Here is a 17,289-nt window from a genome sequence, read left to right as displayed (position 1 = left end):
AATCAATTATCATTTATAAAAAGACATGAATTTATTCAACGTATATCCATTATTTAATATAAACCCGGTTAAAGCTCAGGGATCTTTTCTTTGGGATGATAAAGGCGAAAAATATCTTGACTTCTACGGAGGGCATGCAGTAATTTCTATTGGTCACAATCATCCGCATTATCAGAGCAAATTAAAAGAGCAATTAGAAAAAATTTCTTTCTATTCAAACTCTGTTCAGAATGAATTGCAGGTGGAGCTGGCTGATAAACTGGGAAAACTTTCAGGATATGAAGATTACAATCTTTTCTTATGTAATTCAGGAGCAGAAGCGAATGAGAACGCATTAAAACTGGCTTCTTTTCACAATGGAAAAAGCAAAGTGCTTTATTTTTCAGGATCATTTCACGGAAGAACTTCTGCAGCGGTTTCTGTAACGGATAACCCTAAAATTGTTGCTCCGGTAAACTTTTCAGAGCGATTCATTAAATCGGAATGGAATAATATCCAGCAGCTTGAGGAAACTTTTGCGGTACACGGAAATGAAATTTCTTCCGTAATTATTGAAGGAATCCAAGGAGTAGGAGGGATTATGATTCCAACAGCAGAATTTTTATCTAAAATTAAAGAACTGTGTGAGAAATATGATGCTGTTTTAATTCTGGATGAAGTACAATCAGGATATGGAAGAAGCGGATACTTCTTTGCGCATCAGGAATTTGGAATTCAAGCAGATATTATTACTACAGCGAAAGGAATGGGAAATGGATTTCCGGTTGGCGGAGTCTTAATCAGTCCTAAGTTTCAGGCGAGTAATGGATTGCTGGGAACAACATTTGGGGGAAATCACTTAGCTTGTGTCGCTTCAATTGCCGTTCTGGATGTAATGAAAGATGAAAATCTTATCGAAAATACTCAGCAAATGGGCGAGTATATTGAAAATGAAATTAAAGATTTACCACATATTAAAGCAATCCGAAGGAAAGGATTGATGATCGGAATAGAATTCGACAGAGACTGTTCAGAAGTAAGGAAAAGCTTACTTTTTGATCATCACATCTTCACCGGAAACTCTAATGATAAAAGTGTTTTAAGGATTCTTCCGGCACTCAATATCAAAAAAGAGGAAACGGATCTTTTTATCAATGCCTTGAAAGAGGTATTAGAAGGTATCTAAATAAAGTAGTTGACCTTCAAAATTTTTAAACCACAAAAGTCACAAAAGATTTTAAACACTTAAGTGATTGTAAGAGACTACTAAACGTTTAAGAAGTACACTTAAGTTTTCGAAAATATTTGATTTTCTTCTTATGTGAACTTTGATATGCTGTTTCATTTTAAACTAGCTTAAGTGTTCTAAAGTGTTTAAATAAAAACTTTTTCCCTTTGTGGTTGAATTAACAATTAATAGGTAAAGGAAATCTTTAAAATCAATACAAAATGAAAAAATTCACAGCTGTAAGTGATGTAGAAAACTTACAGGAAATCATAAAAAAGGCTTTAGAAATAAAAGCAGAACCACTTTCTGAAACAGAAAAGGGAAAAGGAAAAACAATTGGTCTTGTCTTTTTAAATTCAAGCTTAAGAACCCGTTTAAGCAGCCAGATTGCAGCACAGAACCTTGGTTTGAACGTTTTAACACTAAATGCAGCACAGGAAGCATGGAATCTAGAATTTTCCGATGGAGCAGTGATGAACGGAGACACCGTAGAGCACATCAAGGATGCTATTGAAGTGTTAAACCAATATTGCGATATCATTGCTGTGCGTTGTTTTGCAGGAATGAAAAGTAAGGAAGACGACGTGAATGAAAGTATACTGAGTCAATTTGAGCAGCATGCAAAAGTTCCTGTTGTTTCATTGGAATCGGCTACCCGTCACCCATTACAAAGTCTGGCAGACTGTATTACGATTACAGAAAACTGGAAAAAAGATCATAAGCCAAAAGTTGTATTAACCTGGGCGCCGCACATCAAACCGATTGCTCATGCTGTAGGAAATTCTTTTGCAGAATGGATGCAGGAAATGGATGTAGAGCTGGTAATCACTAATCCGGAAGGATATGATTTAGATCCTGCTTTCACAAAAAATACAACAGTTATTCATGATCAGGAGGAAGCATTGAAGGATGCTGATTTTATCTATGTGAAAAACTGGTCTTCGTTTGATGATTATGCAGCAATGCCAGAAGTAAAAGAAGATTGGATGCTTACAAACGAAAAGCTGGCAAATACTAATAATGCTAAAGTAATGCATTGTCTTCCTGTTCGTCGTAATGTTGAATTGAGTGATGAAGTAATGGACGGAGAAAACTCTATCATTTATCAGCAGGCAAAGAATCGTATTTTCTCAGCACAAGCAGTATTCAGTGAGATTTTAAATGAATTAAATGCTGACTAGCTGTTCCTGAACCATTTGACAGGGATAGAAAACCCAACCAGATAAAATAAATCCAATGAGTCCTAAAGGGACGATTTAACCTAAGATAGGAATTCATTCCTAACAATTAAATGAAAAAAATGAAACAGAAAATATACATCATAAAAATAGGCGGTGCGCTCATTGATGATGAACGATTGCTGGATCAGTTTTTAGATCAGTTTTCCGATATTAAAGAAAAAAAGATCCTTGTGCATGGCGGAGGTAAGTTAGCAAATACGCTCGCAGATAAACTCGGCATAGAGCAGAAGATGGTCAATGGAAGGCGGATTACAGATAAAGAAACATTGGATATTGTAACGATGGTATATGCGGGGGGAATCAATAAAAATATCGTTGAGAAATTACAGCAGAAAAAATGTAATGCTATTGGATTTTCCGGAGCTGACGGAAATCTGATTAAAGCTAAGAAAAGAGAACATCCTGAAATCGACTTTGGATTTGTGGGGGATATCACTAAGAAAAGTGTGAATAAAAAGCTGGTTTCAAAATTGATAAAGCTAGATCTTATTCCTGTGTTTTCTGCAATCACTCACGATAGAAAAGGAAATCTTTTCAATACCAATGCAGATACGATTGCTTCTGTGATTGCTCAGGCTTTGTCTGAAAAATATGAAGTGGAATTACTGTATTGTTTTGATAAACAGGGAGTGTTGGAAAATGTAGATGATCCGGATTCTCTTATCAAAAGCATTTCTGAAGAAGATTTTACAACATTGAAAGAAGAAGGAAAGCTTCATAAAGGGATTTTGCCCAAACTAGAAAACGCTCTCGGAGCAATAAAAAATAATGTAAATAAGGTATTTCTGATTAAAGAAACCGAATTAAAAAATCATATAGAGAATCATCATGCAGGAACTGAAATCTGTTTATAATAAAGAAGAATTGTTGAATAACGCAGTCGGATTGCTTAAGAATTTGATTGAAATTCCTTCATTCAGTAAAGATGAATTCAATACGTCGGTAGAGATTGAAAACTTTTTCAAGAAACATCAGATTCCTACAAAACGTTTTAAGAACAATATCTGGGCGGTGAATAAGCATTTTGATGTATTCAAACCATCTGTATTGCTGAATACCCATCATGATACTGTAAAACCCAATAAAGCTTATACGCTTGATCCGTTTGTACCCATTGAAAAAGATGGAAAGCTTTTCGGATTGGGAAGCAATGATGCCGGAGCGTCTCTGGTTTCCATGGCACAGGTTTTTTTGCATTTTTATGAAAAAGAAGATTTAAAATATAATTTAGTGATTGCATTGACAGCGGAGGAGGAGATTTCAGGTTTTGACGGAGTCGAGGCTCTGTTTCCACAGTTACCCAATATCGAATTTGCCATTGTAGGAGAGCCCACGCAGATGAACCTGGCAATTGCCGAAAAAGGACTGTTGGTAATTGACGGAGAGATGAAAGGAACTCCTTCTCATGCTGCTCATCCCAATGATGATAACTCGATTGTGAAATGTATGCAGGATCTGCAGGGAATTTTAAACTTTAAATTTCCCAAAGTATCAGATTATCTGGGAGAGGTTAAGGTAACCCTGTCGGGAATCCATGCCGGAGTACAGCATAATGTAGTACCAGAGTCCTGTAATTTCACACTGGATGTAAGGGTTACAGATGAATATTCCAATAAAGAAGCCTTCGAAATCATCCAGTCACAGATGAAATCAACACTTACGGCAAGATCATTCAGATTGAATTCTTCAAAAATTGAAATGGATCATCCGTTCGTAAAAGCAGGGATAGAAATAGGAAGGACAACCTATGGATCACCCACCTCATCAGATCAGGCAATTATTCCATGCACTTCTGTGAAAATGGGACCTGGTGACAGTAGGCGCTCACACACAGCGGATGAATTTATCTATATCAGTGAAATTGAAGAAGGAATTGATATTTACATCCAGGTTTTGGAAAAAGTGTTATAAGAAGGGATGGGAGAAGGATGGATGAAAGGAAGTTATTATTGTTTACAATTAACTTCCAGCCTTTAGTTTCATGCTTCCAGCTTACAATATATTTTGACTAACGCTCAGCAGGCATTTAAAGTTTACGTTTTTAATAAGGATTTATGCAAACAATACGATTAAAAATAGTGGCTTTATATAATAAGGAAATGTTTTTTTATAGTTAATAGTAATTTAAGGAAAGTCTTGCTGGGCTTGTCAAAATCAATCAAATATTTTAAATCAGATCATTTTAGAATCGGGTCACGATAATATATGATCGTAGAAAACCAATACTCATTATGAAAAAGATATGGCAAAAGGACGACCTCGCCACCAATATATTAGTCAATAATTTTACCGTAGGAAAAGACCTTGACTTTGATGAACGTTTAGCGAAATATGATGTTAAAGGTTCTATGGCACACTGTAAGATGCTTGCAGAAACAGGAATTATTTCCAACGAAGAATCAGTACAGATGCTTTCCGTATTGAACGATATTTTAAATAAAATAGAAGATGGAAGTTTTGAAATTGATAAAGATGCTGAGGATATCCATTCTCAGGTAGAAGCGATCCTGATTGCAGAATTAGGCGATACAGGAAAGAAAATCCATACGGCACGATCAAGAAATGATCAGGTTTTACTGGATATTAAACTGTATTTATTGGACGAAATTCGTGAGATTACGGCACTTACTGATGATTTTTTCCAGATTTTAATTCAGCTGGCAGATCAGCATAAAAATATTCTGCTTCCGGGGTATACCCATTTACAGATAGCAATGCCCTCATCATTCGGACTATGGTTTGGTGCGTATGCAGAAGCACTTTTGGATGATGTTGAGATGTTGTTTTCAGTAAAAAATATCATTAATAAAAACCCATTAGGTTCAGCAGCTGGTTATGGTTCTTCATTCCCGATTAATCGTGAGAGTACAACTTATAATTTAGGATTTCAATCAATGAATTATAACTCTGTATATGCTCAGATGACTCGTGGAAAGTCGGAAAAATTATTGGCAATGTCAATGGCTACTTTAGCAGGAACCCTTGGGAAGTTTGCGTATGATGTTTGTCTCTATTTAAATCAGAACTTTGATTTTATCAGCTTTCCTAAAGAATTTACGACAGGCAGCAGCATTATGCCTCATAAAAAGAACCCGGATATCTTTGAGCTGGTTCGTGCACGATGTAACAGAATTCAATCATTACCTAATGAACTGATTCTGTTGACTAATAATCTTCCATCCGGATATCATCGAGATGTACAGCTAACAAAGGAAATTCTTTTCCCTGCAATTGATTCCTTGAAAGAATGTCTGGAGATCTTAAGCTATACTTTACCGAATATTCAGGTTAAAGATGGGATTTTGGAAGATGAAAAATATAAATATCTTTTCAGTGTAGAAAAGATTAATGAAGAAGTAAAAAGTGGCGGCTCTTTCCGAGATGCCTATGTAAAAGTGGGGCAGGAGATTGAAAATAATGAATTTGATTTTGAAATCGGAGATTTGGATCATACCCATCAGGGAAGTATTGGCAATCTTTGTCTTGATAAAATAGAATACCAGTTCAATAAACTGAAGAATAAATTATTGGGTTAAATCTGAACCATTAAGATCATAAAACTTAAGCTGACATAAAAATCTAAAATTACTTTTAGAATACGCCTTATGTTTTATCGTTTGTAAATCCTTAAATCTTATTTGCTTAAGTGGTCTTAATGGTTGGATTTTACTTCGTTCTTTGAATTTGATGATTGATTTTTTGAAAACTACTCAGTTGTAAATTTATCGAAGATAAAATCTTTGCGCCTTTATAACAAAACAAGCTATTTGAAAACGCAAAGGCGCAAAATGATAATGATATATATTATTTTCAGCAAGTTTAAAATAAAAAAGACCTATTCCAGATCAATTTTAAACTTGGTAGATTTTTTTACCTCATGGAGAACGATGGAGCTGTGGTATTGCCCAATATTGGGAAGGTTTGAAATAACGCTTACCGCAAAGTCATTATAAGAATTAATATCTTTTGCGATAATTTTCAACATATAATCATATTCTCCGGAAAGACTGATGATCTCCTGTACCTCGTCATATTTTATGATGTTCTTCTCAAAGGTTTCCAATACTTTCTTGGATTGCTCCTTAAGACGAACATTACAGTAAACGACGATATTTAAACCCAATTTTTCACGGTTTAAGAGACCTACATACTTTTCAATGATCCCCTGTTTCTCCAATTGTTTGATTCTTTCGTACGTTGGAGTAAAGGTAAGACCTATCTTTTCCGAAATTTCTTTAACAGATAAGGTGGAGTCTTCCTGTATTATGCTGAGAATCATTTTGTCTTTTAAATCCATAAACTAAATTTGAGTTTTAACAAAAATATTAATTTTAAATGAGAATAAGGAATTCGTAAGTTTTTAATTTATTTTAAACTTTATTTTTGTGGGTTCATAAAATTGTTGTATCTTTGCACCTAATGAATAAAAAAGCATTTATATCATTAGATTTACCGGGCGAAAGCGCCCTTTACGATATTTATTGTTATTAGCGAAGATTGTTGTCTTCGCTTTTTTTATGCCCAAAAATAAGAATTATGTTTACGATTACAGAACTAAGTACCGAGAGAATCAACAGTATACTGACAGAAGCAATGGCTTTTGCAAATGGTAAAACTGCCAAAATTGAAGGAGAAGTTTTTTGCTCAAACCTTTTCTTCGAAGATAGTACAAGAACAAAAACAAGTTTTGATATTGCAGAAAGAAAATTAGGACTTCAGGTTGTTCCTTTTGATGCTTCACACAGCTCAGTCAATAAAGGAGAGAGTCTTTATGACACGGTAAAGACCATTGAAAGTCTGGGAGTAAATTTAGTTGTGATCCGTGACAAGAAAGACCGATATTTTGAGGAATTAAAAAATATTAAAATCCCTGTGATCAATGGGGGAGACGGAACAGGAAACCACCCGTCACAATGTATGCTGGACCTATTAACAATCTATCAGGAGTTTGGGAAATTTGAAGGGTTAAAAGTAGGAATTGTAGGAGATGTAAAACACAGTCGTGTGGCAAATTCAAATGCCGAAGCTTTAAGAAGATTAGGAGCTAAGGTATACTTCTCAGGACCAGAGCAATGGTTTGATGAAGGAGCATTAATCAATGGAACCTATCTTTCAGTAGATGAGCTGATCGCTGAAGTAGATGTGCTGATGTTATTAAGAATACAACACGAAAGACACGACGCAGCTATGAGTTTCTCTGCTTCGGAATATCATAAAAGATATGGTTTGACCAAAGAAAGAGAACAAGCAATGAAAAAACAAGCAATCATCATGCATCCTGCACCAATTAACAGAGGAGTAGAGATAGATTCAGACCTTGTAGAATGTGAACGCTCAAGAGTCTTTAAACAAATGCAGAATGGTGTCTTCGCAAGAATGGCAATCCTAAAAGAAGCATTAGAAGAAAAAGGGTTTACCTTTAAATAAAAGAGCCAAGGTAAAAGTAAAAAGTATCGAGGGCTCCGTAGGAGCGACCTGATAATAGCCATGGATGAAACCCATGGAAAATAAAGAACATAACAATTGTGAGCCCTGTAAGGGCGACCTATTAATAACCAAGGGTGCAACCCTTGGGATATAAAAAAGGTAAAAAAATAGAAAATCTAAATAGAAAAAATGAAGAAAAAATTAATACTGGAGTCCGGTGAAGTGTTTCATGGAGAAGGTTTCGGAGCAGAATTGGAAACTGCAGGTGAAGTAGTTTTCAATACCGGAATGACAGGGTATCAGGAATTGATCTCTGACCCATCATATTGCGGTCAGATAGTTTGTATGACCTATCCGCTTATCGGGAATTATGGTATTAACCGTGATGATTATGAAAGTATTGAGCCGGCAATTAAAGGACTTATCGTAAAAGAACTTTGCGATCTTCCTTCCAACTTCCGTACTCAGATTACTTTAGATGAATTATTTAAGAAGAAAAACCTTTCAGGAATTTCAGGAATTGACACAAGAAGACTGACAAGAATTCTTCGTAATTCCGGTGTAGTGAAAGGAAAAATCGTGAATGCTGATGCTAATGAAGCAGCAGTTGCAACAGAATTGAAAGAAACTAACTTCCCAACTAATCAGGTGGAAGAGGTTTCTACAAAAACGCCTTACGCAAACCCTAACAGAGGTTTCAAAGTAGTATTGGTAGACTTCGGTGCAAAATTAGGAATCATCAGAGAATTATCTCAAAGAAACTGTGACATCATCGTAGTTTCTCAGGATACCACTGCTGAAGAAATCTTATTGATGAATCCGGACGGAATCATGCTTTCCAACGGTCCTGGTGACCCGGAAGATGTACCACACGCTTTAGATATGATCCGCGGATTACTCGGAAAAGTTCCAATCTTCGGAATCTGTTTAGGACACCAATTAATTGGACTTGCTTGTGGAGCAAAAACATTTAAATTAAAATTCGGACACAGAGGAGGTAACCACCCGGTATTGGATTTAGCGAAAAACACGGTAGCAATTACTTCTCAGAATCATGGATATGCAGTAGATCAGGAAAGTTTAAAAGGAACAGACCTTATCGAAACGCACATTGCACTAAACGACAGAACCAACGAAGGATTAAAACACAAAATCCACCCTTGTTTCTCCGTTCAGTATCACCCTGAAGCAAGCCCTGGTCCGGAAGATGCAAACTACCTGTTTGATGAGTTCATTCAAATGATGGAAGACTTTAAGAAGTAAGATCTAAGAGCCAAGAACCAAGAGGCAGGAACCAAGATTTAAGATAGAAAATATATGCACAACTTTGAAAACTTACTTTTCTGGCAAAAATCTATTGCGTTGGCAAAAAATATATACATTATTTGTCAGGAAATCAATAGTGATGAAAAGTATGGTTTAATTTCACAGATTAAAAGATGCACTATCTCTATCCCGTCTAATATTGCTGAAGGTTCTGGAAGAAATAGTAATAAAGAATTTAATCATTTTCTTGCTATTGCTTTAGGCTCTGCATTTGAATTACAAACTCAATTAATTTTGGTTAAAGAGTTAAATCTTTTAACAGAAGAAAAAGTAAACATCTTATTAAAGGAAGTTTCCGAAATTCAAAAAATGATTTACTCATTTAAAAATAATTTAAAATAAAGTCCGGTAATCTTGGCTCTTGGTTCTAGATTCTTGACTCTAATAAAAAGAAAAATGGCAAAACGTACAGATATAAAAACAATTTTAGTAATCGGATCAGGACCTATCATCATTGGTCAGGCAGCTGAATTTGATTACGCAGGAACGCAGGCTTGTCTGTCTTTAAAAGAAGAAGGCTACAAGGTAATTTTGATTAATTCAAACCCTGCAACAATTATGACAGATGTGGAAATCGCTGATAAAGTATATATCGAGCCGATTTCATTACAGTTTGTAAGTCACATCATCAGAAAAGAGCGCCCGGATGCATTGCTGCCAACTCTTGGAGGGCAGACTGGTCTTAATATGGCTGTTGAATTGGAAAAATCCGGAATTCTTGAAGAATGCAAAGTGGAAGTATTGGGAACTAAGCTTTCTGCGATCAACAGAGCAGAAGACAGAGACCTTTTCCGTGAATTGATGAGAGAATTGAACGAGCCGGTTCCGGAATCTGACATTGTAAATACAGTAGAAGGTGCATTAGCTTTTGCAGATGCAATTGGTTACCCTGTAATTGTTCGTCCTGCCTTTACGATGGGAGGAACAGGTGGAGGTATCGCAGCCACTGAAGCAGAATTAAAAGAGATTGCTGAATTAGGACTAAAACACAGCCCGGTTACACAGTGCCTTATCGAGAAATCAATCGCAGGTTTCAAAGAAATTGAGTACGAAGTAATGCGTGATGCAAACGACAACGCGATTGTGGTTTGTAACATGGAAAATATTGACCCGGTAGGAGTTCACACAGGAGACTCTATCGTAGTAGCGCCTTCTCAGACCCTTTCAGACAGAGAGTATCAGTTGCTGAGAAACGCTTCTTTAAAAATCATCAGAGCCTTAGGAATTGAAGGTGGATGTAACGTACAGTTAGCATTAGACCCGCATTCATTCGATTATTATATCATTGAAGTAAACCCTAGAGTATCCCGTTCATCAGCGTTAGCAAGTAAGGCAACAGGATATCCGATTGCAAAGATCGCTGCAAAAATTGCAGTAGGATTAACACTGGATGAAATCATGAACCCGGTAACAGGAAAAACATACGCATGTTTCGAACCTGCTTTGGATTATGTGGTGACTAAATTCCCAAGATTCCCATTCGATAAATTCGAAACTGCGGACAGAAGACTTTCAACTCAAATGAAAGCAACTGGTGAAGTAATGGCAATCGGAAGAAACCTTGAAGAATCTCTACAGAAAGCGATCCGTTCATTAGAAACAGGAATCAAGCACTTAGGATTAAAAACAAAACAAGCGCAGGCACTTACGGCTGAGGAAATCGAAAGAAGAATCAGAGTGTGTGATGACGAAAGATTATTCATCATCGGAGATGCTTTAAGAAGAGGATACGATTGGGAGCAAATCGTAGAATGGAGCAAAATTGATAAATTCTTCATCTGGAAACTTAAAAAATTAGTTGACTTCGAAAAAGTAATCGCGGCTAACAAATTTGACAAAGAAACATTAATCGAAGCTAAAAGATTAGGCTTTGCAGATATCAATATCGCAGTTCTTTGGGATGTAAAAGAGCGTGAAGTTTTCAATTTCAGAAAAGAAAACGGAATAATGCCGGTATACAAGATGGTAGACACTTGCGCCGCTGAGTTCGAAAGTGAAACGCCATACTTCTACGGAACTTACGAAGAAGAAAACGAAAGTGTAGTTTCTGATAAAGAAAAGATCATTGTTTTAGGTTCAGGACCTATCAGAATCGGACAAGGTGTTGAGTTTGATTACGCAACCGTTCACTCTGTTTGGGCAATCAAAGAGATGGGTTACGAAGCAATCATCATCAACAACAACCCTGAAACAGTTTCTACAGACTTCTCAATCTCTGATAAATTATACTTCGAGCCGCTAACGGAAGAAGATGTAATGAACATTATCGAGCTTGAAAAACCTAAAGGAGTAGTAGTACAGTTCGGAGGACAAACAGCAATCAACCTTGCAGATAAATTAGCTTCTCACGGAGTACAGATTTTAGGAACTTCACTGGAAGATCTTGACAGAGCTGAAAACAGAGATAAATTCGAGAAAGCTTTACAGGAAATGGGAATTCCTCAGCCAAAAGGAAGAACTTCCACTTCAAAAGAAGAAGCCATCAAAATTGCTAACGAAATCGGGTACCCGGTATTGGTTCGTCCAAGCTACGTTTTAGGAGGTAGAGCAATGGAAATTGTATATGCAGAAGCTGAATTAGCTCACTATATGGAGCATGCGGTAGATGCTAGCCCTGAACACCCAGTTTTGGTTGACAAATACATGGTTGGAAAAGAAATCGAAGTAGATGCCATCTGTGACGGTGAAACAGTAGTGATTCCAGGGATTATGGAGCACATCGAAAGAGCAGGAGTTCACTCCGGAGACTCTATCGCGGTATATCCACCACAAAATATCTCTCAAAGTGAAATCGATACTTTAGTAGACTACACCAAGAGATTGGCAAAAGGATTGAATGTTATCGGATTAATGAATATCCAGTACGTTCTTTTTGAAGGAAATGTATATGTAATCGAAGTAAACCCACGTTCTTCAAGAACAGTTCCTTTCTTATCTAAAATCACTGAAGTTCCAATGGCTAACCTTGCTACAAAAGCAATTTTAGGACAAAAACTGAAAGATCTTGGATATGAAAACGGATTAGTTCCAAACAAAGAAGGTGTATTTGTAAAAGTACCTGTATTCTCTTTCTCTAAACTGACAAAAGTTGATATCTCTCTAGGACCTGAAATGAAGTCTACAGGAGAAGTAATGGGGAAAGATACCACTCTTGAAAAAGCTCTTTACAAAGGATTGGTAGCAGCAGGAAGAAAAGTTCCGATGCATGGCTCCATCTTATTCACAGTAGCAGATAAGCATAAAGAAGAAGCTGCTGATCTGGCTGCAAGATTCCATGAAGTAGGTTTCAGAATCTGGGCTACAGAAGGTACAGCGAAATTCTTCGAACAAAAAGGAATTCCTTGCAAAATAGGATACAAAATCGGAGAAGAAAACGTAAACCTTATCGACCTGATCCAGAAAGGAAAAGTTCAGTATGTGGTAAACACTACTACAAAAGGGAAACAAGCAGAAAGAGACGGATTCCAGATCAGAAGAATGAGTGTGGAAAACGGAGTTCCTTGTTTAACTTCAATGGATACTGTAGAAGCGATTCTAAAAGTAATCGAAAGCATGAGTTTCAAAATGGAGACGATGTAATTTCGAAACATAAATATTTTAATCCCGTAAGTTTTCTTACGGGATTTTTTATTGGGAAAAATTCATCAATTAAAGTAATCTGTTTATTTTTACAAAAACCATCTAAATTTCAGTAGAATGAGTATAAAGTCAATTACGATAATATTCTTAAGTTTTATTCTTGTAACGGTCCTTTCAGGGTGTTCTTATTTAACTGAATTTTATATTCAAAACCGAACCGGAAGCAAAAAAATAATAAAGATCAATTATAATTATTCAATCTCAAAATCAATTAATAAAGATCCTGATAACTTTAGATTTAATTATGAAATAGGAATATTATCTCCACGAGCTTTTCGAAAAGTCAAGAATCTGAAGTCGCTTGAAAAAATAGAAGTGAAAGATTCTGCTATTGTTCTGGAAATTCCGCCAAATTCAACAATAAGAATTGATAAAAGCCATAACGGAAGATGGAGGTATATGATAAAAAGTATTGAGGTTGACAGAATGGTTTTTAGTCTTACAGAATTGCAGAAGAAAACTAAATTTATTAGTAATGATTATGTTTATAAAATTGAATAATACAGATATATTAAACCTCATAGGTTTTTAAAACCTACGAGGTTTGGAATTTTAGCATCAAATTATTATCAAAAACAGTCAACCTAAATGGACAAAAAAGCAATACAAATTTTACTCAAAACTATAAAAACCTCTCAGGATGAAAGCTTAGGAGATTGGTTTTATTGGGATTCTTATATGAAGTATATTACAAAAGAGGATTTTGAATATGCCAAGAAGAATTCTGTAATGTACGATCAGGAAGATATAAGCCATGATGAAATTGGAAGAAGAATAAAAACAGCAGTTGCCAAAATTAAAAAAGAAGAAGTTGTAGACGCCTTTCTTTACAGCTTAAGTACAAGACAGTTGGAGTATCGTTCGTTTTTATCAAGTTACTGCATTGGCAAATCATTGGTAGAACATAGTTTTATACCAAGTCCGGAGCCTAATGAAGGTATTTGTACCATTTGTGAACTTCATACTTATGAATTTGAAGATCCTATTGAGTTTAACACCATCAATTATTTCAAATATAAAGATGGAGCTTGCTTTGATAACTTAATTCAGGTCCTATTTGATCTGGAACAATTCCCGAAACTCCCTGTTGTAAAACCTGTTGAGAATGACTATGAAATACTAGCGGATTTGAAAAAAATAATTGAAGCATCTGAACCCAACGATAGAATTTCTCAGCTTAAGAAGAAAATTTCTAAAACATTCAAATCTAATGATGAAGAACGATTAGGAGTCCTGGAAATTTTAGGAGTAATTGGCATTTTACATGATGACATACACTTTGGGTATGACAAACAATTCGTTACTTATCCCGAGAGAGAACACAGACCTGTAAGAAATGATGATGTAGGCTATCCTGCACGATGGTGGCAAGGAAAATTCGGAATTGATCATGAAAAATGGGAATATTGGTTTGGAAGAAAATAATGCGTTTATTTTTCTTGTTGATTTATCTAAGAGGTTGTAAATTAGAGGGTCATAATATAAATAACCAAATACTCTAAAAAACTAATTAAATCCCACCAAATTCAAAATAACCATGGCAGAATATCAAGCAAAATCCAGCAATTCTTTATCATTTGAAATAACAAAAGAAGATCAGCTAACAGGAAAAATTATCTATAGCAGCTGGTTTAAGTTCAATGCTGTGATTGAAATGGCAGATCATAAAAACTATCAGATAGAGCCAAAGGGATTTTGGGGAACAACCATTGAATTAAAAGACGGAAACAGAGTTCTTTTGAAATTCAGAATGAATTGGAATGGTGAAATAGTAGTACAAACCTATTTTGAGGGAATAAAAGACAGTTTTGTATTCAAGCACAGAGGTATTTTTAAAGATTCATTTGTACTCACAGATAAAATAGGAACTGAACTTTTAGTGATGAAGCCCCATTTTAAATGGAACTCAATGAACTATGAATACCAGATATCAACCTCCGAAAGTTTTGAAAATTATACTCATAAAGAAATACTTTTACTCACCTCATTACACTGTGCCAATTATTATATGTCTACAATGGTAGTTGTATAGGAAATAGTGCTAAATTTTATCAAAAATATAAAGTGTAGATCAAAAATAACATGCTATAATATCATACAGTATTGAAATAAAGGGTTTGTGAATTTTCATAAACCCTTTATTTATGGGCTTTTTTATTAATGTAATTTTATGATTTGTGTCATATTTTTATTTAGAATCGATAAAAATAAAGTACTTTTGTGACACTAAGCTTAATTATAAAAATGAAAAAAACTATTATTTCTGCATCTTTTTTAGCAGTAACCATGTTGAGTGCACAGCAAAGTGACACCCTCAAAGTAGCTGAGATCCAATCCGTATCCCTACAAGGAACTCACAATTACAGAACTAAGAAATCCGAATCAGTAGCAAGACTTCCCTTGGAAAATCTTGAAAACCCGACGGTTTACAATCTTGTTCCCAAAGAAATCATCAGTGAAATGGGAGCTGTTGACTTCAATACAGCAATGGCATCAGCGCCTGGAGTCGTAGTTAACAATAGTGTCAACGACAGTGGAAATGATATTTTTCTGAGAGGATTCAGTTCCAATGCAAGTTTCAGAAACGGGTTGACCCAAAACCCAAGAGTACAGTCGGAAATTGCTAATATTGAAAGAATAGAAGTAATCAAAGGACCGTCCGGAACTCTATTTGGTGGAACTTTGGCAAACTATGGTGGAGTGGTGAATGTAATAACCAAGAAACCACAGGAAAACTTCGGTGGAATTATCAATTATACTACCGGAAGCTGGGGAATGAGCAGAATTACAGCCGATGTGAATACTCCTTTAAACAAAGAAAAAACTGCGCTGGCAAGATTCAATGTAGCTGCCTATTCCCAAGACTCGTTTCAGGATGCAGGATACAGTAAAGGACTGTTTTTTTCAGGAAGTATTTTGTATAAAGTAAGTGATAAAACGACAGTAACATTAGACACAGAATTCCATGCTCCGGAGAAAACATTGAACGCTTATGTAAGAAAGTCTGATAACCTGACCTTCCATTCTATGAAAGATCTTTCAGCCATTCACGGGAGATCTTTTACAAGTAATGATATCGGTTCCAAAAGAACCAATTTTGTAACCATGGCGGAAGTTACCCATAAATTTAATGATCAATGGATTTCCAGAACATCTTACCAAAGAGGAGAAGCCAATGAAAATGAATCTATATTCCTTGTTTTAACCTATCTGGATAATAATACGGTGAGTAGAGGAATTCGTCCGTTTGATAGTTATAAGATTACCACAGACAATATTCAGCAGAACTTTATTGGCGACTTTAAAATAGGAAAATTGAGAAACCGTTTGGTTGTGGGATTAGATTATTATCAGCAGACTTCTAAAAATCAGTATGGAATGTTTAAAACATCAAAAGAAGATACAAAAGGCTCTGCTTTTGCTCCATATGATGTCATTAAGCTGGATGAATCTTCAGCATGGCAGCCTATCTCCAGAAGCATGGTGGAAAACCTGGAAAGAATCCCCAATAATCCCAATAGTAATGTAAAACCAACCAACTTTGATGTTACACAATCAAGAACATTCAGTGTGTATGCATCTGATGTACTTAATATTACGGATAATCTATTAGTAATGGCAAGTTTAAGAATGGACCATTATAAAAATGACAATATTGTAACCAATGGTGTAGAAGGAAAAGGTGAATATTCCCAGACTCAGTTTGCCCCAAAATTCGGCTTGGTTTATGAAATTGTTAAAAACGAAGTTTCATTCTTTGCCAATTATGTAAATGGTTTCAAAAATGTAGCTCCAACAAGAGATCCTAGAGATAAGAATGGAAATACTTTTATTGAATATAAGCCTGAACAGGGAAATCAGTTTGAAGCCGGGTTTAAATTAGATTTACTGAATAAAAAATTACTAACCACAGTAAGCTATTACAATATGAAAATTAAAAACCGTTTAATGGCTGATCCGTCAGGAATTACCGGGCTTTATATTCAGGATGGTAATATTAAAAATCAGGGTTTCGAGGTTGATATTGTTGCAAACCCGGTTAAAGGTTGGAATATCGTTGCCGGATACGGTTATAATGATAATAAATTTGATGACAGAAGTATAGATGCAGGAAAAAGAAGTGCCTGGACTCCAAAGCATGTGGCAAATTTCTGGACAAGTTATAAGATCATGAATGGCACTTATGAAGGAATTGGTTTCGGAGCTGGATTCAATTTTGTGGATAAAGCATATATCAATATTATCAACCATTTCTTAGCACCTGCCTATACCTCTGTGGGAGCTACCATTTTCTACGATAAGAAAAAATACAGAATAGGTCTGAAAATGAATAATGCTTTGAATCAAACCTATTGGAACTTCTACGGACAGCCACAGAAACCAAGAGAAATTCTTGCAAATTTTGCATTTAAATTCTAATAACCTTAAAAACAAAAAATAGCTGTTGGA

General features: G+C 35.6%; 14 protein-coding genes. 13 read left to right on the top strand and 1 reads right to left on the bottom strand.

The features are described from left to right. Window positions 1–25 precede the first annotated feature (25 nt). The 5 genes from AC5YGG_RS07240 (at window position 26) to argH (ending at window position 5,984) form a co-directional block, all read left to right on the top strand. Window positions 26–1,165: an aspartate aminotransferase family protein gene (locus AC5YGG_RS07240; protein ID WP_496143842.1), complete on the top strand. Its 1,140-nt coding sequence runs from the start codon at window positions 26–28 to the stop codon at window positions 1,163–1,165. A 263-nt stretch (window positions 1,166–1,428) separates the two neighbouring features. Beyond that, the gene (locus tag AC5YGG_RS07235) at window positions 1,429–2,388 is read left to right on the top strand and encodes an N-acetylornithine carbamoyltransferase (protein ID WP_496143840.1); all 960 of its coding nucleotides are present in this window, start codon (window positions 1,429–1,431) and stop codon (window positions 2,386–2,388) included. A gap of 119 nt (window positions 2,389–2,507) precedes the next feature. Next, window positions 2,508–3,302, top strand: a complete 795-nt coding sequence (gene argB, locus AC5YGG_RS07230) for an acetylglutamate kinase (protein WP_496143839.1) — start codon at window positions 2,508–2,510, stop codon at window positions 3,300–3,302. After that, window positions 3,277–4,359, top strand: a complete 1,083-nt coding sequence (locus AC5YGG_RS07225; protein ID WP_496143838.1) for a M20 family metallo-hydrolase — start codon at window positions 3,277–3,279, stop codon at window positions 4,357–4,359. The genes argB and AC5YGG_RS07225 overlap by 26 nt, the downstream gene beginning before the upstream one ends. Window positions 4,360–4,679: 320 nt before the next feature. After that, complete coding sequence (gene argH / locus AC5YGG_RS07220) at window positions 4,680–5,984, top strand: argininosuccinate lyase (protein ID WP_496143836.1); 1,305 nt, start codon at window positions 4,680–4,682, stop codon at window positions 5,982–5,984. A 299-nt stretch (window positions 5,985–6,283) separates the two neighbouring features. Here the strand turns inward: argH and AC5YGG_RS07215 are convergent, their stop codons facing one another. Next, window positions 6,284–6,745, bottom strand: coding sequence for an Lrp/AsnC family transcriptional regulator (locus tag AC5YGG_RS07215; protein WP_065393995.1), 462 nt, complete (start codon window positions 6,743–6,745; stop codon window positions 6,284–6,286). A gap of 239 nt (window positions 6,746–6,984) precedes the next feature. Between AC5YGG_RS07215 and AC5YGG_RS07210 the strand changes: the two genes are divergently transcribed. From AC5YGG_RS07210 to AC5YGG_RS07175, 8 genes are all read left to right on the top strand, one after another. Beyond that, the gene (locus AC5YGG_RS07210) at window positions 6,985–7,875 is read left to right on the top strand and encodes an aspartate carbamoyltransferase catalytic subunit (RefSeq protein WP_496143835.1); all 891 of its coding nucleotides are present in this window, start codon (window positions 6,985–6,987) and stop codon (window positions 7,873–7,875) included. 189 nt (window positions 7,876–8,064) lie between these two features. After that, entirely contained in the window at window positions 8,065–9,138 is a 1,074-nt protein-coding gene (locus tag AC5YGG_RS07205) for a carbamoyl phosphate synthase small subunit (protein WP_496143834.1), read from the top strand. Between the two features lie 54 nt (window positions 9,139–9,192). After that, complete coding sequence (locus tag AC5YGG_RS07200; RefSeq protein WP_496143833.1) at window positions 9,193–9,543, top strand: four helix bundle protein; 351 nt, start codon at window positions 9,193–9,195, stop codon at window positions 9,541–9,543. 54 nt (window positions 9,544–9,597) lie between these two features. Next, complete coding sequence (carB, locus tag AC5YGG_RS07195; RefSeq protein ID WP_496143832.1) at window positions 9,598–12,780, top strand: carbamoyl-phosphate synthase large subunit; 3,183 nt, start codon at window positions 9,598–9,600, stop codon at window positions 12,778–12,780. A 117-nt stretch (window positions 12,781–12,897) separates the two neighbouring features. Then, window positions 12,898–13,341 (top strand): hypothetical protein, encoded by a 444-nt coding sequence (locus tag AC5YGG_RS07190; protein ID WP_496143831.1) that lies wholly within the window; start codon window positions 12,898–12,900, stop codon window positions 13,339–13,341. An 87-nt stretch (window positions 13,342–13,428) separates the two neighbouring features. After that, window positions 13,429–14,265 (top strand): hypothetical protein, encoded by an 837-nt coding sequence (locus AC5YGG_RS07185; protein ID WP_496143830.1) that lies wholly within the window; start codon window positions 13,429–13,431, stop codon window positions 14,263–14,265. Window positions 14,266–14,377: 112 nt separating this feature from the next. Beyond that, entirely contained in the window at window positions 14,378–14,872 is a 495-nt protein-coding gene (locus tag AC5YGG_RS07180) for a hypothetical protein (protein ID WP_496143828.1), read from the top strand. Between the two features lie 212 nt (window positions 14,873–15,084). Beyond that, window positions 15,085–17,259, top strand: a complete 2,175-nt coding sequence (locus tag AC5YGG_RS07175; protein ID WP_496143826.1) for a TonB-dependent siderophore receptor — start codon at window positions 15,085–15,087, stop codon at window positions 17,257–17,259. Window positions 17,260–17,289: the final 30 nt, after the last annotated feature.

Source organism: Chryseobacterium sp. CS2K3 (assembly GCF_059515185.1).
The sequence above is the reverse complement of the archived record's forward strand: the minus strand, read 5'-3'. Positions and strand labels throughout refer to the sequence as shown.

Coding starts and splice junctions, on each gene's coding strand:
- carB (WP_496143832.1), top strand. CDS start 9,598: ATGGCAAAACGTACAGATATAAAAACAATTTTAGTAATCGGATCAGGA.
- AC5YGG_RS07205 (WP_496143834.1), top strand. CDS start 8,065: ATGAAGAAAAAATTAATACTGGAGTCCGGTGAAGTGTTTCATGGAGAA.
- AC5YGG_RS07240 (WP_496143842.1), top strand. CDS start 26: ATGAATTTATTCAACGTATATCCATTATTTAATATAAACCCGGTTAAA.
- AC5YGG_RS07180 (WP_496143828.1), top strand. CDS start 14,378: ATGGCAGAATATCAAGCAAAATCCAGCAATTCTTTATCATTTGAAATA.
- AC5YGG_RS07175 (WP_496143826.1), top strand. CDS start 15,085: ATGAAAAAAACTATTATTTCTGCATCTTTTTTAGCAGTAACCATGTTG.
- AC5YGG_RS07215 (WP_065393995.1), bottom strand. CDS start 6,745: ATGGATTTAAAAGACAAAATGATTCTCAGCATAATACAGGAAGACTCC.
- AC5YGG_RS07235 (WP_496143840.1), top strand. CDS start 1,429: ATGAAAAAATTCACAGCTGTAAGTGATGTAGAAAACTTACAGGAAATC.
- AC5YGG_RS07200 (WP_496143833.1), top strand. CDS start 9,193: ATGCACAACTTTGAAAACTTACTTTTCTGGCAAAAATCTATTGCGTTG.
- AC5YGG_RS07210 (WP_496143835.1), top strand. CDS start 6,985: ATGTTTACGATTACAGAACTAAGTACCGAGAGAATCAACAGTATACTG.
- AC5YGG_RS07185 (WP_496143830.1), top strand. CDS start 13,429: ATGGACAAAAAAGCAATACAAATTTTACTCAAAACTATAAAAACCTCT.
- AC5YGG_RS07190 (WP_496143831.1), top strand. CDS start 12,898: ATGAGTATAAAGTCAATTACGATAATATTCTTAAGTTTTATTCTTGTA.
- AC5YGG_RS07225 (WP_496143838.1), top strand. CDS start 3,277: ATGCAGGAACTGAAATCTGTTTATAATAAAGAAGAATTGTTGAATAAC.
- argH (WP_496143836.1), top strand. CDS start 4,680: ATGAAAAAGATATGGCAAAAGGACGACCTCGCCACCAATATATTAGTC.
- argB (WP_496143839.1), top strand. CDS start 2,508: ATGAAACAGAAAATATACATCATAAAAATAGGCGGTGCGCTCATTGAT.